Source organism: Anabaena sp. CCY 9613, assembly GCF_963920895.1.
Classification (GTDB): domain Bacteria; phylum Cyanobacteriota; class Cyanobacteriia; order Cyanobacteriales; family Nostocaceae; genus Cyanocohniella.
Genome location: NZ_CAWUDE010000011.1, coordinates 124,043 through 139,604, shown reverse-complemented (window position 1 = coordinate 139,604; position 15,562 = coordinate 124,043). Strand labels below are relative to the sequence as shown.

The following is a 15,562-nucleotide window of genomic DNA, read 5'->3' as shown; positions in this document are numbered from 1 at the left end:
GATCGCCTTGTATGTGTGCTATGTGGTGCTATGAAAAAACTACTGATACATGCGAGTTTTGACTTTTGTCGATAGCGGAATCAAAGTCGGCATGGCACTGGATGATATTGATTGTGAACCATTCAAGGTTTGTAAACTTTCTAAAGCGGCATCTCTGATGACTGCTTCTTGTTCTTGATTGAGTAATAGTCGCAAGTATTGGATAACTTCTTGCTGCACCTGAGAATCAAGATGTTTATTGGTGATAATTTTTGTTAATTGGCGGATAGCAATCAAACGCTTCAAAGGATCTGACTCGGTTAAATTGACTATCCACTGATTAATACTGTCTTCCTCTCGGTTTCCATAAAAGTTGACAATTTGCCACACCAATAAAATTAAAGTTAATAGCGTCCCCAAACCCTGCAAAATCATACCAGTGGCGATCCAAGAACTGGTAGACTCAACCCAGATTGCAGATGCCATATATGTACTAACAGTAGCAATACCTCCACTACCAACCGCTAAGGCTAAACGACAGTTAGGGCCATTTAAAAACTTCCGCACTTCCGACCAGTGTAGTTGCCAGTTCCATTTTGGCATTGAGTAAACTAATAACATTACCCCAATACCTACTATCAGTGCCAAGAGGAGTTTCCAGTTCCACAGCAGCATAGCAATGATAATTGTCAGGAAGCCGAGAATGCCACCTGGCCCAGAGAAAGGCTTGAAAGTTCTTTGCTGCTGGCTTCTTGTCTTGAACTCTAAAAGCGACCAAATGGGAATCTGGTTGATCCGTTGCTGCCAAGAAAATGAAGCCTTTGCCACAGTGTGTACCTACCTAATTACAATATTGATGGTCTAATGTATTAGAATAACCGGGCTAGGGGCTAGAGGCTAGAGGTTAGGGACTAGAGAAGAGAGTTTGTAATTAAATACAAAAACGAAAATTATCTAGGGTGAATTGACCATCAAAGGCGCTGAAGGTAACAGAGTGGATATTCTTGGCTGTGATGGATAATAAGGCATTGGGGGGCATTGAAGAGTCAGTATTGGCAAGATTACCGCTGGGGAGTATGGTTTGTGCTAATAGTTGACCGTCGTGGTTGTATGCAGACAAAACTAGCCGCTGTGAACTTGTTACCAATGAACTTACACAGTTAACAGGATGCGAGAAAGTAGCTGCTAAAAATTTGCTCTTGGGCGAACTCATCAATACTGTTAGCCCTGAATGGGTGGGAAACGCTGGATTTGATGGCTGTATTGCCAAGCAATTATCAAAAATGACTCCCCATCGCTCATACTGATGCTCGACGGTTTCAAAACATTTTAGATCGTCGAAGTTTAAACAAATACAAGTAGGTACAGTCAGCTGAGTAGCTGTAATTACTTCCTGAATCTGATCTCGACTGGATGAAGCCATAACTTGGTTCGACAGATCATGGTTTTCCAGTGCAAATTTAGAGTCTTCAAACGTTATTCCTTTCTGCGATTGAAGAGTAGCCTGTTTTACCATGACACCCCATTAAAATATGACTGCATTCATCATCAGATTAGTAATTACATCAAAAGCTATTGTTTCTGTATGTAGAAATATTATTAGCTTTATTTAATTGAGAGTTTTGACTATTCTCAACGCTGAACCTAACCGTGATTTCCCTTTTAGACTACCACGAAAATCTCATATTATCACTATGTTTTAAGTGAGACTACTTAACCCAATAAAATCGTCAAAGCCTTGTAGCGGAGTATTTTCTAGCAAATATATTTGGTGGTAGGATAAAAAAAATCACTAAAACTTTATAAGGAAACCTAGAATTTTATATCTACTTAATCTGACGGGGGCCAGATGTGCGGAAATTATTAATTCACCAATAATAACAATTGTCAGGAGTTGGAATTTACAAAGTCAGCGCTTTGGGATCAAGTAAATATCCATCACATCTAGCAATTATCACAGAACTGTCATCAGTAATCAAGATTTATGTTTCAGCCACAAGGATTTGAACAACGTTCCATAATTACCTCTTTAGGTAAAATGGTTTACTATACAGCTAGTAACTCACCTTGGCAGGATAATGTGACCGCAAATCGTGACAGAGAAACGTTAGTGTTCCTGCATGGCTTTGGTGGTGGTTCTTCTGCCTATGAGTGGTCGAAAGTTTATCCAGCTTTTGCTGCGGAATATCGCCTTTTAGCACCAGATTTAATTGGTTGGGGTAGATCTGAGCATCCAGTACGCAACTACAGCATTGATGATTATTTGATCACCATTCGAGAGTTTGTGCAGCAGACTTGTACAGGGCCAGTAACTGCGATCGCATCTTCTCTGACTGCGGCCTTCACAATTCGTGTAGCGATCGCCTATCCTGATTTATTTAAGTCTTTAATTCTAGTCACACCAGCCGGACTGTCGGACTTTGGTGAAGACTACTCCCGCAGCTTTTTTGCCCAAATAGTCGGTGTTCCGGTATTGGATCGTTTACTGTATAGCACCGGAATTGCTACCAGTGGCGGGATTCGCAGTTTTTTAGAACAACGACAATTTGCCCAGTCTAATCGCATATACGAGGAAATTGTTGAGGCTTACTTAAAATCTGCCCAGCAACCAAATGCCGAATATGCCGCGTTATCTTTTGTGCGTGGTGATTTATGCTTTGATTTAGCCCTTTACGTTCAACAGTTGATAACTCCCACCGCGATTATTTGGGGACAAAAGTCACAGTTTACAGGCCCCGAAATTGGTCGTCGTCTGGCTGAGAAGAATCCCCAAGCGATCCGCGTGTTTCAACCATTGGAAGATGTGGGATTAACGCCGCAGTTAGAACTACCAGCAGTGACTATTGGATTAATTAGGAAGTTTTTGCCTTTACTTAATTAGTAGTAAATCAGTAGTCAGTTGTTGACAACTGACTATTGTCTCTTCTCTGGTCTATTTCAGGATGCCGAAAAAATAACCCCATACACCAAAAGGCAATGGGGATAGCTATTACCAAAAAAATAAAATACTATTTGTCTTCCACCCTGACATCAATGACAGTGGCATTAAAGTTATAGTTAAAACCTTCTAACTCAAAAGGCATACCAATTTTTACTTTGCTGTTGCCTAAAACTGGCCCAGTGTCAGTAATTTGGGCTTTACCTTCTAGAGTTAACAGCATATCTGTACTAAAATTATTACTTCTGGGATCTGGTAGTTCTTTGACAGATCCATCTGGTTGGGAAACTGTGACGGTTCTAGGTAATACTTGAACTGATTTTATCCCAATTTGACCGTAGGGTTGATTGCGAATAATCACGTTTGTTTTACCGCCTTTAGTGAATCCTTTCTCAAACAAACGTTCAGGGTCGCGGACATTTAAACCACGCACAGCTAAATCTACTTCAATGGGTACCATTTTAATCCCAACTTGGGCAACTGAACCAGTCGTACCCGGTAAGAAAAATATACCGACTATCACTAGCAGAATAACTAGTGCAGCACCGAAATCGAGAATATTGATTTTACCGAACAAGCGTCCTTTGGAATCTAAAATAGCCATATAAACTTTTCCCAAATACAAACGGAATAATTGATTTTAGCAATAAGGTTTATCAAGGACACACCCTGGGGCGTTGTAGTCATGCGACAGTTTATCACAAGGAAAGTGAAGATGAGAGGATGGGAATAATTAACTAGACCATACTGAGAACTGTATGGGCGATCGCCTGGAGGGGTTTTGAGTCAATAATGCAACTTAGAAGATGGTAAATTCGTCCTATAATTTATCCCACTAGACCTAATTACAATGAATTGGAAAGGTTTTTTTGCTAATCACTATATGTGGCGGCGGCGCTGGTTTTATCCATTAATTTCAGTGGTTGTTGCCCTAAGTGTGTGCCTAACTACACCCATGCCCGGACAGGCTTTCGATATCCGGTCTTTACTGTTTCGGGGGGTACAGATAATTCAAATGTCTAACATCTCTGATCGCCAGGAGGTTGATCTGGGTCAGCAGATGAATCAGCAATTGCAGAGTAGTAATATTCGACTCAGCCGGAATACGGAAATTAATCGCTATGTAGAACAAATTGGTCGGCGTTTGGCGGCTAATAGCGATCGCCCTAATCTCCCTTTTACCTTCCAAGTTGTGGAAGATAACGCTATTAATGCCTTTGCTACTTTGGGTGGTTATGTCTATATCCACACCGGTTTAATGCGAGCCGCAGATAATGAGGCGGAACTAGCGAGTGTAATTGCCCACGAAATCGGTCACATCGGCGGTAGACACTTAGTTCAACAAATGCGACAAAGAGCGATCGCAGGTGGTGTCGCTTCAGCCGCAGGTTTAGACCGGAATGCAGCCGTGGGAATTGGGGTAGAACTTGCACTCAATCGTCCCCGCAGTCGTCAAGATGAATTTGATGCCGATAACAGAGGATTAAGAACTTTGACCCAGGCTGGTTATGCTCAGTCAGCAATGGTTTCCTTTATGCAAAAGCTGATGCAAAAAGGAGGATCAATGCCTGCATTTTTGAGTACTCACCCTGGAACAGCTGATCGCATTACGGCTCTCCAACGTGCTATTGATGCCCAACCTAGCAATCAGCGTGACGGATTAGATAATGCTGCTTATCGAGCTAAGATCCGCAGCTTACTATAGTCTTAACTTTTTTGTACCTAGGAAAAAGCCCACATTTGAGATTGTCTGTTGTCTTCTTCATCCCTGTTATGCTCGTTGCTTGTTGCGGCGAGCTGCTATTTGGCAGGGATCAACATTAATTACTCCCTCTGCCAAGGGCAAGACGCGGAGGCTGTTGTTAAATATATTGGCCTGATAAATTAAATGATTTGTCATGTCTAATCCAGTTAACCAACCACTGCGGGGATGGTATGCACCAGTATCTATATCTAGCCATCCTTGTCCTTGTGCTAGTTTGCCAGGGGGAACGCCAGGAAATGTAAAAGTTATAGTATGGCCAATGATAATCAGCTTATCACAGAAGTAGGGCTGCTCAATGCTATGAAACTCATCACGTATCCAGCAAAATTGCTCGGCAGTTTGGGCTGATAAAGGCAGGTAAGGGTCAACACCAGCATGAGTTAACCAAATATCTCCCAAGTCGAGATATGTAGGTAGTGTCTTTAACCAATCCAAATGCTCGCCAGGAATAGTGGCTTCTTGGTAACTGGCTATGGTTGCTTGGCCTCCACCATACAACCATGCTTGCATTGCGGCTGTAGCAGTATTTTCATTGGTGAGAATGTTTAATAACATCTGCTCATGATTTCCCAGCAGACAGACATAATTGTTCTGGATGACAAAATCTATGACATCGCAGCTTTGCGGGCCACGATCAATTACGTCCCCTAGAAAATAAATTTCATCGTCTGATGCCGGGGCGATCGCCTCCATCAATTTCATCAACCCTTCGTAGTGTCCATGCACATCCCCAATAAAAATTCGACGTTGGCTAGTTTCGCTCATCGGCTCTTAGCTTCAATAGTTTAGCTGAATAATTTGGCTACAGTTTAAGTGGTTTGGTTTCCGCAATCATAAAAAGCACTTGACAAATTTAACTTTTATCTTATTTTAATTGTTATCTTGTGAAATCAGATGGTATTAAAAATACGTCTGTGGGAATATAACTTGAAAGTGGGGAGTCAGCCGTCAGCAGGAGGTAAGACTGAGTATTGGCTGAAGTTATGTCAAAATATGCAAATTTAATTCAGATTAGCTTAAAATTAAGAAAATAGCTGTATTATTAACCCACTCACTCACCATGTCTGATCAGTTCTCGGCTGAAATTAGTTCACGCATTTGTAAGCATATGAACGAAGATCATGCTAATGCGGTTGTTATTTATGCTCAGGCTTTTGGGGGTGTTACAGATGCGACGGCTGCAGAAATGTTGTCAATCGATGCTGAAGGGATGAATTTAACAGCCCAGGTAAATGAGGAAACAGTGCCGGTTCGCATTCAGTTTGATCATGTCTTAGCCGATGCAGAAGATGCTCACCAAACTCTGATTGCAATGGTGAAGCAGGCGCGGGTAAAGTTATAGATATTTGTTGGCAACTATTAGGTAATGTAAACCAAAATGTTGCTCCTGTACCTAATTCACTGCTGACACCAATTTCACCACCGTGAGCTTTGATAATTTGCTTACACAGATATAACCCTAATCTTAAACTGACGTGAGTTCGATGAACCTCTCCCCAACCCCTCTTTGATGCGGAAAGGGGCTTAAATATCCTTGATTACTAACGAAGAATTAAGCTTGTCACGCCACTACGCCAGTTGTAGTTTTTATCCTTAACTGAACGGTATTGTGGTAACACCTAGATATCAAAGTTTCTATGCTCGATACATTAGATTTAACCCTTTCTTTGGATAAAGCAACTTATAAATCAGAAATTGACAGGCTCATGCATCAACTGCGAGAACTGCAAAGTGCCTGTTGGGACAAAAAATTACCTGTAATTGTAGTGTTAGAGGGGTGGGCAGCCGCTGGTAAAGGTGGGCTGGTAAAGCAAATGGTTTCCTATATGGACCCGCGGGGATTTCAAGTACATCCTATTTGGCCGCCGTCAAAAGAGGAGCGCAAGTATCCCTTCATGTGGAGATTTTGGGAAAAACTCCCCACCCAAGGCAAAATCAGCTTTTTTTATCACAGTTGGTATACTCATGTTCTAGAAGAACGTTTACTTGATCGGGTAGGAACTGATCAAATTCCCTCAGTGCCTCAACTAATGTGGCAAATTAACGCCTTTGAGCGCCAAATGGTGGATGATGGAGCTGCGATCGCTAAATTTTGGATGCACCTCAGTCGCAAAGAATTAAAAAGTCGTTTAAAAGAATATGCCAAAGATCCATTAACTGCTTGGCGGGTACGGAAAGAAGATTGGAAACAAGCAAAACATTATGACCGCTACGCCACCTATGCAGAAGAGATGCTCGTGCAAACCAGTACTGGTGTTGCTCCCTGGACTTTAGTGGAAGCGAACTGCGAACGGTGGGCACAGGTGAAAGTGCTAAGTCAGCTGGCTGCCACTTTGACTGCTGCCCTAGATCGACTAAAAATTCAGATTCCCACCCCTAGCTTGCCTACACAGACACAATTAGAACCCACAGACTCGGATGTACTAGCATCAGTTGATTTGAGCCTGAGTCTTACCGAAGCAGATTACGAAGAGCAATTAGCCACCGAACAAGTACAACTACGCAAATTGCAGTTAAGCATCCACAAACATCAAATTCCTGTACTGGTGATATTTGAGGGCTGGGATGCAGCAGGTAAGGGCGGAGCAATTAAGCGGTTGACTGATATTCTCGACCCCCGGAGTTACTTCGTTCATCCTTTTGCTGCCCCCACAGATGAAGAAAAAGCTCATCATTACCTCTGGCGATTTTGGCGAAGATTACCCACGGCTAGTATCATCGGCATTTTTGATCGTTCCTGGTACGGCCGGGTCTTCGTTGAGCGAGTAGAAGGATTCGCCTCGGAAATCGAATGGCGTCGAGCCTACCGAGAAATTAATGAATTTGAAGCGCAGTTAACAAGTGCAGGCTACGTTTTAGTCAAGTTTTGGCTACACATTAGCCCCGAAGAACAACTCAATCGCTTTACCGCGCGCCAAAACGATCCTTTTAAACAGTACAAACTTACTGATGAAGACTGGCGTAATCGGGAGAATTGGTCTGTTTACGAAGTGGCAGTTAATCAGGCAATTCAGCGCACCAGCACGCCTACGGCTCCTTGGACAATTGTTGCAGCCAATGACAAATACTATGCCAGAGTCAAAGTAATAGAAACAGTTGTAGAAGCCATTCAAACAGAATTGCAACGCCGCAAGAAATAAAATGAAAAACTGCTGAGTCTGAGTGCTGAGGAAAAAATACTAGTTCCCACTCCCTGGTTCCTTTTTCAGAAAAAATGGCTCATTTATAGATATAAATATAGCCATATTTTCATTTTTTTACAGTCTTTGAATATAGTTGTACTAAGAAGCCACGACACACTTTTTAGATTCACGCTGATAAATTAAAGCGTGTATTTTCCTATTAGTTGTCATTGCTCAGATTTTTCAGAAAATAAATTCATATCAACAGATTTTTGCAAGCCTGTTGATAGATATCTTAAGAATTGTTCAAGCAAAAAACAGAAAATTGTTATTTATAAATAATAATTAATTATATTTATCTTGTGAAAAACTAATGTAATATTTGGATATTTTCAGGTAAAATAGATAATTAATTTTGACGTTTTAAAAAGCGATAAAAACTATCAACTTAGTTTATTTGCTTTCATTAATAACTTATGAATGTTATAGTGCAGATTAGTCTTAAGTAATTACATTAGTTTCTCTGATAAAATTTAAAAGGAGTAGTATTTTTTGAGACAAAAAAATATTTGGACTACGGTTACTGGTGCTAACTATATGTGTTGATATTTAAGTAGACTTTATACCCTGAGTATACCAATAACAAACGTAAACTATCCCGCAGATTGCATAAACCTCTACGGCAAAGATTATGCTTCTTTAAGCTCAAGAAACTCAGCAGTTTTTCAGTGAGAAAAATTGTCACATATCGAGCTTGATTCTTTACCTGAGTTGCAAATTAAAGCTGGGCAATTTATTGCTAATTAAAAATTTAAAGTTATCTAGTCTCAAATGTAACCCTCAGTATTGACAATTTAAAAATAATCGAATAACAAGGTGGCAGCATCACTAAAAAAATGCATTAAAATCCCCTGCCACAAGATTCAGTTACGTACTTAACTAAACTTCACACGATTAACATAAACCATGCCACAAAATACTGATTACAAAGCTGCCAATTCAGAAACTCAACCAATTGCTTACAAAGCACGCCTTAATTCTTGGGCGATCGCTCGTTTCCTTCCTGATACACAACGAGAAATTGTGGCTCGTTTTCGCACTCGTTCTGATGCAGATGGCTATATGCAGCATTTAAGCCAAACCACACCCAACGCTACCTTCATGGTTGTTTTTGATTGCCAACGTGATGAAGCTGTAATTTAAGGCTCTCGTATGAGCGATCGCACTGGTCGGTAAATTGTAGTGCGATCGCCTAAATCAGCCAAAAAAATCAAGCTGAAAAATCTGAAATCAAAAAGTCATCAGAAAATATTTTTATTTGAAAACGGCCATGGAGTTTGAGGCACCCTTTAATATTTTTTTGTTAATTAAACTTTCCCATGATATGTAAGAGAAAAGACCCAATGAAATTATGGCAACTTGGGTCATTTCCAACAATTTAACGGGATTCAGTCCCCTGGTTAGGGCTACCCGCTACAGTGTCTTCACCGGGGGATTCTGGTTCAGAACCGGGTGTTGTATCTGTATTAGCAGCATTGCCAGTCTTACGAATACTTGGCTCAACCGGAGTTTGATAACCGCCAGAAGCGCTGGGAGTAGTATTTTCTTCGTTAGATTTTGGTTTTTTCTCTTTAGACATAACTAATGAAATTCCGTGATTTAATCTTGTTGGCATCATTTTAAGCAGTTCAGGAGTACAAATTTATCTATCCAGAATCTGGTTATGCCTGACTGATTCCTCTGTCAAAAGTATTATTTAGTACTAATCACCTGTAATAGTTTCAAAGCTAATCAGTGAATTACTACATCTACCTGCACGGTTTTGCTTCCAGTCCTCAATCTGCCAAAGCGCAGGATATGAGCGATCGCTTTGCCCAAATTTCTCTAAAACTTCAAGTTCTTGATCTAAATGCTGGCGATTTTTCCCACCTAACCATCACGCGTCAGCTACAACAAGTAGCAGCAGAATTTCCTCATGATTCTGTACCAGTAACCCTAATAGGCTCAAGCTTAGGTGGTTTGACATCTGCCCACTTGGCACAGCAATATCCACAAGTACAACGCCTGGTTTTGCTAGCACCAGCTTTTGGTTTTTTATCCCATTGGTTGCTCAAACTAGGCGATGCAGAAATCAAGCGTTGGCAACAGGAAAAATATCGGATGATTTACCACTATGGAGAAGGGCGATCGCTACCGCTAAGTTACGATTTCGTCACCGACGCAGCTCAATACCAAGAAAATATATTACAACGCCCCATACCCACACTGATTTTGCATGGCAAACAGGATGAAGTCATCCCCATTACAGCCAGTCGAGACTTTAGGCGATCGCGTCCTTGGGTGGAATTAGTAGAACTCGATAGCGATCACTCCTTAGGCAACGTCATGGCAGAAATGTGGTCAGAAATTTACCGATTCTGTCAGTTACCCGGAAGCTCTACAATATAAAACCAACTCTCTCAAAAAAGCCTACAAATATATATTCTCCTGATAACTCCATCAATTAAGAATTACGAATTAAATCATATGCTTCCCTTCATCCGATCAGATTTAGCCCAATTCACCGCGTATAAGCCCCACCCCAGCAGCGATACAGACGCAGCCGTTCCCGCGCAGCTTGATCGGCTGGATACAAACGAAAGCCCCTATGATTTGCCACCTGAGTTAAAAGAAAAGCTAGCTTGGATGTATCAGCAGGTAATTGAAACTAATCGTTATCCAGATGGTGGACACGAAACCCTGAAACAGGCGATCGCTCAATATGTCAATCAGTCAGCATCTGTTGCCTCATCTTTATTCACTGCTGCTAATATTTCTGTGGGCAATGGTTCAGATGAACTAATTCGCTCTTTATTGATCGCCACCTGTCTGGGAGGAGAAGGTTCAATTTTAGTCGCCAATCCCACTTTCTCGATGTACGGGATTTTGGCCAAGACTTTGGGGATTCCTGTCGTGACGGTAGACAGAAATGCAGAGAATTTTGAAATTGACTTAAAAGCTGCACAGTCGGCCCTAGAACAAACTGACAATCCGCCGATTCGGGTGGTGTTCGTTGTGCATCCCAATTCCCCGACAGGTAATTGTTTAACTGCGGCGGAATTAACATGGTTAAGAAGTTTAAGTGAACAGATTTTGGTGGTGATTGATGAAGCTTACTTTGAATTTAGCCAAAATACTTTAGTGGGTGAATTAGCACAGTATCCTAACTGGGTTGTACTCCGCACCTTTTCCAAAGCCTTTCGGTTAGCAGCTCTGCGCGTTGGCTATTGTATCGCTCATCCGCAGGCGATCGCTATCTTAGAAAAAGTCCGCTTGCCCTACAACCTCCCCAGCTTCTCAATTGCTGCGGCCTTAATTGCTATGCAAAATAGCCAACTTTTGCTAGAGTCAATTCCGCCGACTTTAAATGAACGAGCCAAACTTATAGAAGCTTTATCAGTATATCCAGCATTACAAGTGACACAAAGTACGGCTAACTTTATTTTCCTGCGTCTCAAACCAAATGGCTCGGACACACAAAACGCGACTTTAAACAATTTTCACCAAAAACTCCGAATTTCTGGCACTCTTGTCCGCCAAATTAGTGGAGGATTGCGAATTACAATTGGCACAGCCCAAGAAAATGCTCGCACCTTAAATAGAATACAAGCTGCTTTAGCTAATCTCAAATCTTAATCAGTAATTCAGTCTACCGTCTACAGTGTTGCCCAAACGACGTACTGTTCCTACAGTTTGTGGCAATACCCCCACTAACAGAGCAAAGACAATATCAGGCATCTGTGCCACCATTTCTAAGGGAAAGTATTGTTCAAATTGATCTAAAATCTTCTGGACTCGCTGCTGAGGCAGCGGGTTTTCTGTAATTTGCTTGATTAACCGAATCCACTGTCGTCTAATCAAATAAGCCTTCTGGCGCTCTTCATACGATTCCGGAGTTAATAAAGACAAATTACCTATAGGCAATACCATTTCACAATCACCATCGTAATTCCCGCCCACGGCTGCACCTGGCCCAGCAAATTCTGCATGGTAGCGTTTAAAGAGTATTAATCCATTGCGCTTACGACTATTGACCACGAAAACCTTTCCACTGTGCAGAAGTGTCAGGATATCCGAGCCATATGATTGCTCAGTTCCATCTGGCATGACAAGATGGTCAAGGAAACTAGTGTCAGGGCAGTAAGTGGATACCATAGCAGCTTGATAGCGTTGGTAGTTTTCGCTATCCATTTTTCTTGAACTTGGGATTAATTTGGTAGTTGTATGCACTTCAGATAGGAAGTTGCCATTAAACTAAATTAGATTTTTGATGTTTCTTAAAGTTTTTTGGTGATCAAAATTTACTGCTTACTTTAACTTAAGTTTTAAAAAACAAGCTTTGAATCAGCAAATAATTAATCATATTCTATGGGATTTGATGGGATTTGTCGCTGTAAAAAGGTTGATTTTTTTAAAGTTTTTATAAAGATGAATATATAAAATACAAAGTTATTATAGGAATTAGGTTTGATTTATAAAAAAAATTAAGTATTGTCATGACGTGACAAAGCTAAAATAGTGTATTTAACGTAGGTTGGGTTAAGCGCAGCGCCACCCAACGCTGCCAATGATGTTGGGTTTCCTGAAGTCAAACGCCACTTGCTACAAGTTGGCAAAGCTGCCCCAAGCAGTGGCTCCCCAACCTCCAATTTTTTGCATCCTTTTAGTCGTGTCATGCCACTACACATCTGTAAGCACAAAACACAGGCTACGCCAACAAAAATCAAATAGTAGTCCTATATGAGAAATTTAAATGTAATTAAGCGTAATTTCACGGTTGACCCATTATAGTCTGTCTTGAATATTTAAAATTATTGACTATTTCGCTGTTTTTCCAAATCTGCGTAACATAAAATGTTTAACTATTAGACACAGAGTTTGGTTAATTTTTTAATACATTCATAAGATTATCATAACAAAAATATGTAAAAAATAGCCTTAAATATAGCAGTACTAACAATTTATCTATTTATTATGCCTACATAAAAAATATAATCTCTACAATTTAGGTGTGATTTGCGGGGAAAACTGGGAGTATATCCTAGTTGTAGCTAGCAAATAACCCTCAACTTATTTACGTAAATGTCAGCTAATTTACCAAATCTTCAGTCAAACAATGAGTGTCGTCACAATGGCATTAGTCATGATATTGTGACCTGAAACCTGACATTAGCTCATTGAGATTTTATTCAGAACACTTTGTTTACCAAACAATTGATGTATATCAACAAAATAATTTCAAATAATTGAATTAAGTCTTAAGTGCTTGTGCAACAATATCTGCTGGGAACGCCTGAAGAAAAATTTATTCCAATTAGATTCTAATTTATGCACCTTATATCCTAACTTGAAATAAAGTTGCCGGGCCTGATGGTTATTTTCCAAAACGTGGAGGTATAAATCTTGGAATCCCCACTCATGGGAGAAGTTCTCACAGCTAATCAGTAGCTTTGAAGCCACACCATGTCTACGATATTGGGGGTGAACAGCTAAATTAGATAGATAGGGACAACTCCTGCCAATGGGTATCCATGTATCGCTGAAGCGCACACCTAATTCTACAGTTCCCACTAATTTACTAGTCGAATCGGTAGTATCAATGGCCACCAAACAAACATGATGAGGTGCAGGTGATGATAAGCGATACCTTAGGTCTTCGTAAATACCCAAACGTAGCAGCGGAAAAGCCCATCCCCAAAAACCATCTTGTGAGTGAAAGCTTTCGGCAATAATTTGAGCAATACTGGGCAAATCAGCAGTTGTAGCCGCACGAATTTGAAATTGTCGAGGAGTTTGTTCGGCGGCAGGTATGAATGGTTCTTGGTGGTAAGGATTTGAAAACCAGGATGTCAAGGCTAATTTAGTATTGATTTGATTAAACGAAAATCTTCTCAACTATCCTCAAACACTGTACAAGCTATAGGAAAAAGGACTTTAGCCTAGAACACTGAGTGGGAATTGAGATTTTAACTTAGTATGAGTTATTTCCCAGCAAATAGGGAACGAGCAACGGGGAACAGAGTCATGGGTATGGTCTGGCTTTTCAGCGTACCACAGACAAATTTAACTCATTTTGCAATTTTTGTGAGTGGTAATTCTTACACTACTTTTTTCATTATTGCTGCATCTTTTTTCTGAATGATTTCTCACAACACTCAATTCAGTGTTTTAACCTGAGCATCGGTAGTAAAAAGTAAAAAGCCATGCAAAATAATATTGCATAGCTTTTGGTGTAGTGTGAGGAGCTTAACTAAGTACCATCATAAAGTAATGCCAAAGTGGCAAGTTGCTCGTAACAATTTTGGTAACGAAATTTTTTGACTCGATGACGCTAGCATTACTTAAGCAAATTAACATTGCCCCCTCCCTGGATACTTGTTTCCAGTCGCTAGTGTGGCTACGCTACTTTTGTTGTTGCAAGTAACGAATACTCCGTAGTTAGTAAAAGCTATACTCCAAGGGCATTTTGAGAATGCCAACAGGCGAAAATGCTGAAAGCATTTTGATTTAACATTTATTAGTTAATGTTTGATTTTATCCTCAATAAAAAATAAAAACCGTAGAAAATTATCAAATTCTACGGTTTTTTACTGTGGTGTGAGGAGACTTAACTCACCTCATCATAAACTCATTTAATTATTAGCGATGCACACGTAATAGAATTTGTTACACAGTTTGGGTTTGATGACATTATAGTAAAGCGCCACCACAACTAGAACCACATCCAGCAGTACAACCATAGCAATAGCTAGCCGTTTGGATCTCATTAATTAAGTCTAAATTATCAAACTCTAGCAATTTGGCAACTGTAAGCAACTCACCATTATGAGTTTTAGCAGGTAGATGCATCATCTGGTTAAAATCGCAATCATACACATTGCCCAGGTAGTCGATTGACAGTTGATCTCGACACATTAAATGTTCAACTGTACTGCCATTGAAATGCGATTCTAAAAACTGCAAATAGCTAGTATGCAACTTTTGACGTTCTAAGTGCATTTTTGTTCTGCCAACTGGCAGGTTGGTAATGGTGAATAAGTTGTTAAATACAATGTCAAAATGTTCTTGCAAAAATATTTTGTAATCTTGCTCCAGTTTAGTTTGTTCCGGTGCCAAGGAAAATTTGTCATTTGTGGGCAAAGGCGGATTATAAACCAAGTCCAAAATTAAATTTTTTTGCTTCCCGTACCCTAATTTATTAAGCCACTGCAAGGCTTGCATTGATCTATCAAAAACACCATTACCGCGCATTTTATCGACATTATCTGCTAAGTAGCAAGGCAGGGAAGCCACAACCCTTACTTGATGTTGGGCAAAATATTCGGGTAAATCATCAAATCCCTCTTCAAAATAAATGGTTAAATTAGACCGAACAATTACCTGTTTATCAGTAACTCTTGCTGCTTCGACTAATGGCTTAAAACCATAATTCATTTCTGGTGCGCCACCAGTTAAATCGACAATCTGAATTTGGGGAAATTTATGAATTAAAGAAATTAAATCTTCGCAAATTTGGAGAGAAATTTCTTCGGTACGTTTGGGACTAGCTTCGACATGACAATGTGTACAGGCAAGATTACAACGCTTACCTAAATTAATTTGTAAAACTGAAATCTGCTTTTTTGTCAAAGGAGAATTCAGTTTATCTTGAAAAGGAGTGGTTGATATAGTCTGCATAAGGAACTAATTTTATGGGGATTGGTAAACTTCAAGTTTAGG

The 15,562-nt window shown here is 40.2% G+C and carries 15 protein-coding genes and 1 pseudogene; 7 read left to right on the top strand and 9 right to left on the bottom strand.

Annotated features, from left to right (window positions below; all coding sequences use genetic code 11):
• Window positions 1-39: 39 nt before the first annotated feature.
• Together ACM0OT_RS14785 and ACM0OT_RS14780 are read right to left on the bottom strand one after the other, a co-directional pair.
• On the bottom strand, window positions 40-807 hold the full coding sequence (locus tag ACM0OT_RS14785; RefSeq protein WP_414565103.1) for an armadillo-type fold-containing protein: 768 nt from the start codon (window positions 805-807) through the stop codon (window positions 40-42).
• A 103-nt stretch (window positions 808-910) separates the two neighbouring features.
• The gene (locus ACM0OT_RS14780) at window positions 911-1,495 is read right to left on the bottom strand and encodes a hypothetical protein (protein WP_414565102.1); all 585 of its coding nucleotides are present in this window, start codon (window positions 1,493-1,495) and stop codon (window positions 911-913) included.
• Between the two features lie 468 nt (window positions 1,496-1,963).
• Between ACM0OT_RS14780 and ACM0OT_RS14775 the strand changes: the two genes are divergently transcribed.
• Window positions 1,964-2,860 (top strand): alpha/beta fold hydrolase, encoded by an 897-nt coding sequence (locus ACM0OT_RS14775; protein ID WP_414565101.1) that lies wholly within the window; start codon window positions 1,964-1,966, stop codon window positions 2,858-2,860.
• Between the two features lie 127 nt (window positions 2,861-2,987).
• Here the strand turns inward: ACM0OT_RS14775 and ACM0OT_RS14770 are convergent, their stop codons facing one another.
• Entirely contained in the window at window positions 2,988-3,521 is a 534-nt protein-coding gene (locus ACM0OT_RS14770; protein WP_414565100.1) for a DUF4330 domain-containing protein, read from the bottom strand.
• A 246-nt stretch (window positions 3,522-3,767) separates the two neighbouring features.
• On the opposite strand from ACM0OT_RS14770, the gene ACM0OT_RS14765 reads away from it, so the two are divergent.
• Window positions 3,768-4,622: a M48 family metallopeptidase gene (locus ACM0OT_RS14765; protein ID WP_414565099.1), complete on the top strand. Its 855-nt coding sequence runs from the start codon at window positions 3,768-3,770 to the stop codon at window positions 4,620-4,622.
• Window positions 4,623-4,688: 66 nt separating this feature from the next.
• On the opposite strand, the gene ACM0OT_RS14760 is transcribed toward ACM0OT_RS14765, so the two are convergent.
• Window positions 4,689-5,447, bottom strand: a complete 759-nt coding sequence (locus ACM0OT_RS14760; RefSeq protein ID WP_414565098.1) for a metallophosphoesterase family protein — start codon at window positions 5,445-5,447, stop codon at window positions 4,689-4,691.
• Window positions 5,448-5,742: 295 nt separating this feature from the next.
• On the opposite strand from ACM0OT_RS14760, the gene ACM0OT_RS14755 reads away from it, so the two are divergent.
• Window positions 5,743-6,024, top strand: coding sequence for a DUF2470 domain-containing protein (locus ACM0OT_RS14755; protein ID WP_414565097.1), 282 nt, complete (start codon window positions 5,743-5,745; stop codon window positions 6,022-6,024).
• Between the two features lie 19 nt (window positions 6,025-6,043).
• Here the strand turns inward: ACM0OT_RS14755 and ACM0OT_RS14750 are convergent.
• Window positions 6,044-6,214 (bottom strand): annotated as a pseudogene (locus ACM0OT_RS14750) (ATP-binding protein); the annotation flags it as partial.
• A gap of 105 nt (window positions 6,215-6,319) precedes the next feature.
• Between ACM0OT_RS14750 and pap the strand changes: the two are divergent.
• On the top strand, window positions 6,320-7,822 hold the full coding sequence (gene pap, locus ACM0OT_RS14745) for a polyphosphate:AMP phosphotransferase (protein ID WP_414565096.1): 1,503 nt from the start codon (window positions 6,320-6,322) through the stop codon (window positions 7,820-7,822).
• Between the two features lie 948 nt (window positions 7,823-8,770).
• The gene (locus ACM0OT_RS14740; RefSeq protein ID WP_414565095.1) at window positions 8,771-9,007 is read left to right on the top strand and encodes a hypothetical protein; all 237 of its coding nucleotides are present in this window, start codon (window positions 8,771-8,773) and stop codon (window positions 9,005-9,007) included.
• A gap of 235 nt (window positions 9,008-9,242) precedes the next feature.
• On the opposite strand, the gene ACM0OT_RS14735 is transcribed toward ACM0OT_RS14740, so the two are convergent.
• Complete coding sequence (locus ACM0OT_RS14735) at window positions 9,243-9,443, bottom strand: hypothetical protein (protein ID WP_414565094.1); 201 nt, start codon at window positions 9,441-9,443, stop codon at window positions 9,243-9,245.
• 155 nt (window positions 9,444-9,598) lie between these two features.
• Here ACM0OT_RS14735 and ACM0OT_RS14730 point away from each other — a divergent pair, with 155 nt between their 5' ends.
• A complete protein-coding gene (locus ACM0OT_RS14730; protein ID WP_414565093.1) occupies window positions 9,599-10,252 on the top strand; it encodes a YqiA/YcfP family alpha/beta fold hydrolase in 654 nt (217 codons plus the stop codon).
• Between the two features lie 78 nt (window positions 10,253-10,330).
• Window positions 10,331-11,479, top strand: a complete 1,149-nt coding sequence (locus ACM0OT_RS14725) for a histidinol-phosphate transaminase (protein WP_414565092.1) — start codon at window positions 10,331-10,333, stop codon at window positions 11,477-11,479.
• On the opposite strand, the gene ACM0OT_RS14720 is transcribed toward ACM0OT_RS14725, so the two are convergent.
• From ACM0OT_RS14720 to arsS, 3 genes are all read right to left on the bottom strand, one after another.
• The gene (locus ACM0OT_RS14720) at window positions 11,480-12,034 is read right to left on the bottom strand and encodes a hypothetical protein (protein ID WP_414565091.1); all 555 of its coding nucleotides are present in this window, start codon (window positions 12,032-12,034) and stop codon (window positions 11,480-11,482) included.
• A gap of 1,047 nt (window positions 12,035-13,081) precedes the next feature.
• Entirely contained in the window at window positions 13,082-13,696 is a 615-nt protein-coding gene (locus ACM0OT_RS14715; protein ID WP_414565090.1) for a GNAT family N-acetyltransferase, read from the bottom strand.
• Between the two features lie 837 nt (window positions 13,697-14,533).
• Complete coding sequence (gene arsS / locus ACM0OT_RS14710; RefSeq protein WP_414565089.1) at window positions 14,534-15,520, bottom strand: arsenosugar biosynthesis radical SAM (seleno)protein ArsS; 987 nt, start codon at window positions 15,518-15,520, stop codon at window positions 14,534-14,536.
• Between the last annotated feature and the right edge of the window lie 42 nt (window positions 15,521-15,562).

What these genes read in the sequence shown, in the direction of transcription:
- ACM0OT_RS14725 (WP_414565092.1), top strand. Translation starts at nt 10,331, where the DNA reads ATGCTTCCCTTCATCCGATCAGATTTAGCCCAATTCACCGCGTATAAG.
- ACM0OT_RS14735 (WP_414565094.1), bottom strand. Translation starts at nt 9,443, where the DNA reads ATGTCTAAAGAGAAAAAACCAAAATCTAACGAAGAAAATACTACTCCC.
- ACM0OT_RS14720 (WP_414565091.1), bottom strand. Translation starts at nt 12,034, where the DNA reads ATGGATAGCGAAAACTACCAACGCTATCAAGCTGCTATGGTATCCACT.
- ACM0OT_RS14775 (WP_414565101.1), top strand. Translation starts at nt 1,964, where the DNA reads ATGTTTCAGCCACAAGGATTTGAACAACGTTCCATAATTACCTCTTTA.
- ACM0OT_RS14780 (WP_414565102.1), bottom strand. Translation starts at nt 1,495, where the DNA reads ATGGTAAAACAGGCTACTCTTCAATCGCAGAAAGGAATAACGTTTGAA.
- ACM0OT_RS14765 (WP_414565099.1), top strand. Translation starts at nt 3,768, where the DNA reads ATGAATTGGAAAGGTTTTTTTGCTAATCACTATATGTGGCGGCGGCGC.
- ACM0OT_RS14740 (WP_414565095.1), top strand. Translation starts at nt 8,771, where the DNA reads ATGCCACAAAATACTGATTACAAAGCTGCCAATTCAGAAACTCAACCA.
- pap (WP_414565096.1), top strand. Translation starts at nt 6,320, where the DNA reads ATGCTCGATACATTAGATTTAACCCTTTCTTTGGATAAAGCAACTTAT.
- ACM0OT_RS14760 (WP_414565098.1), bottom strand. Translation starts at nt 5,447, where the DNA reads ATGAGCGAAACTAGCCAACGTCGAATTTTTATTGGGGATGTGCATGGA.
- ACM0OT_RS14770 (WP_414565100.1), bottom strand. Translation starts at nt 3,521, where the DNA reads ATGGCTATTTTAGATTCCAAAGGACGCTTGTTCGGTAAAATCAATATT.
- ACM0OT_RS14755 (WP_414565097.1), top strand. Translation starts at nt 5,743, where the DNA reads ATGTCTGATCAGTTCTCGGCTGAAATTAGTTCACGCATTTGTAAGCAT.
- arsS (WP_414565089.1), bottom strand. Translation starts at nt 15,520, where the DNA reads ATGCAGACTATATCAACCACTCCTTTTCAAGATAAACTGAATTCTCCT.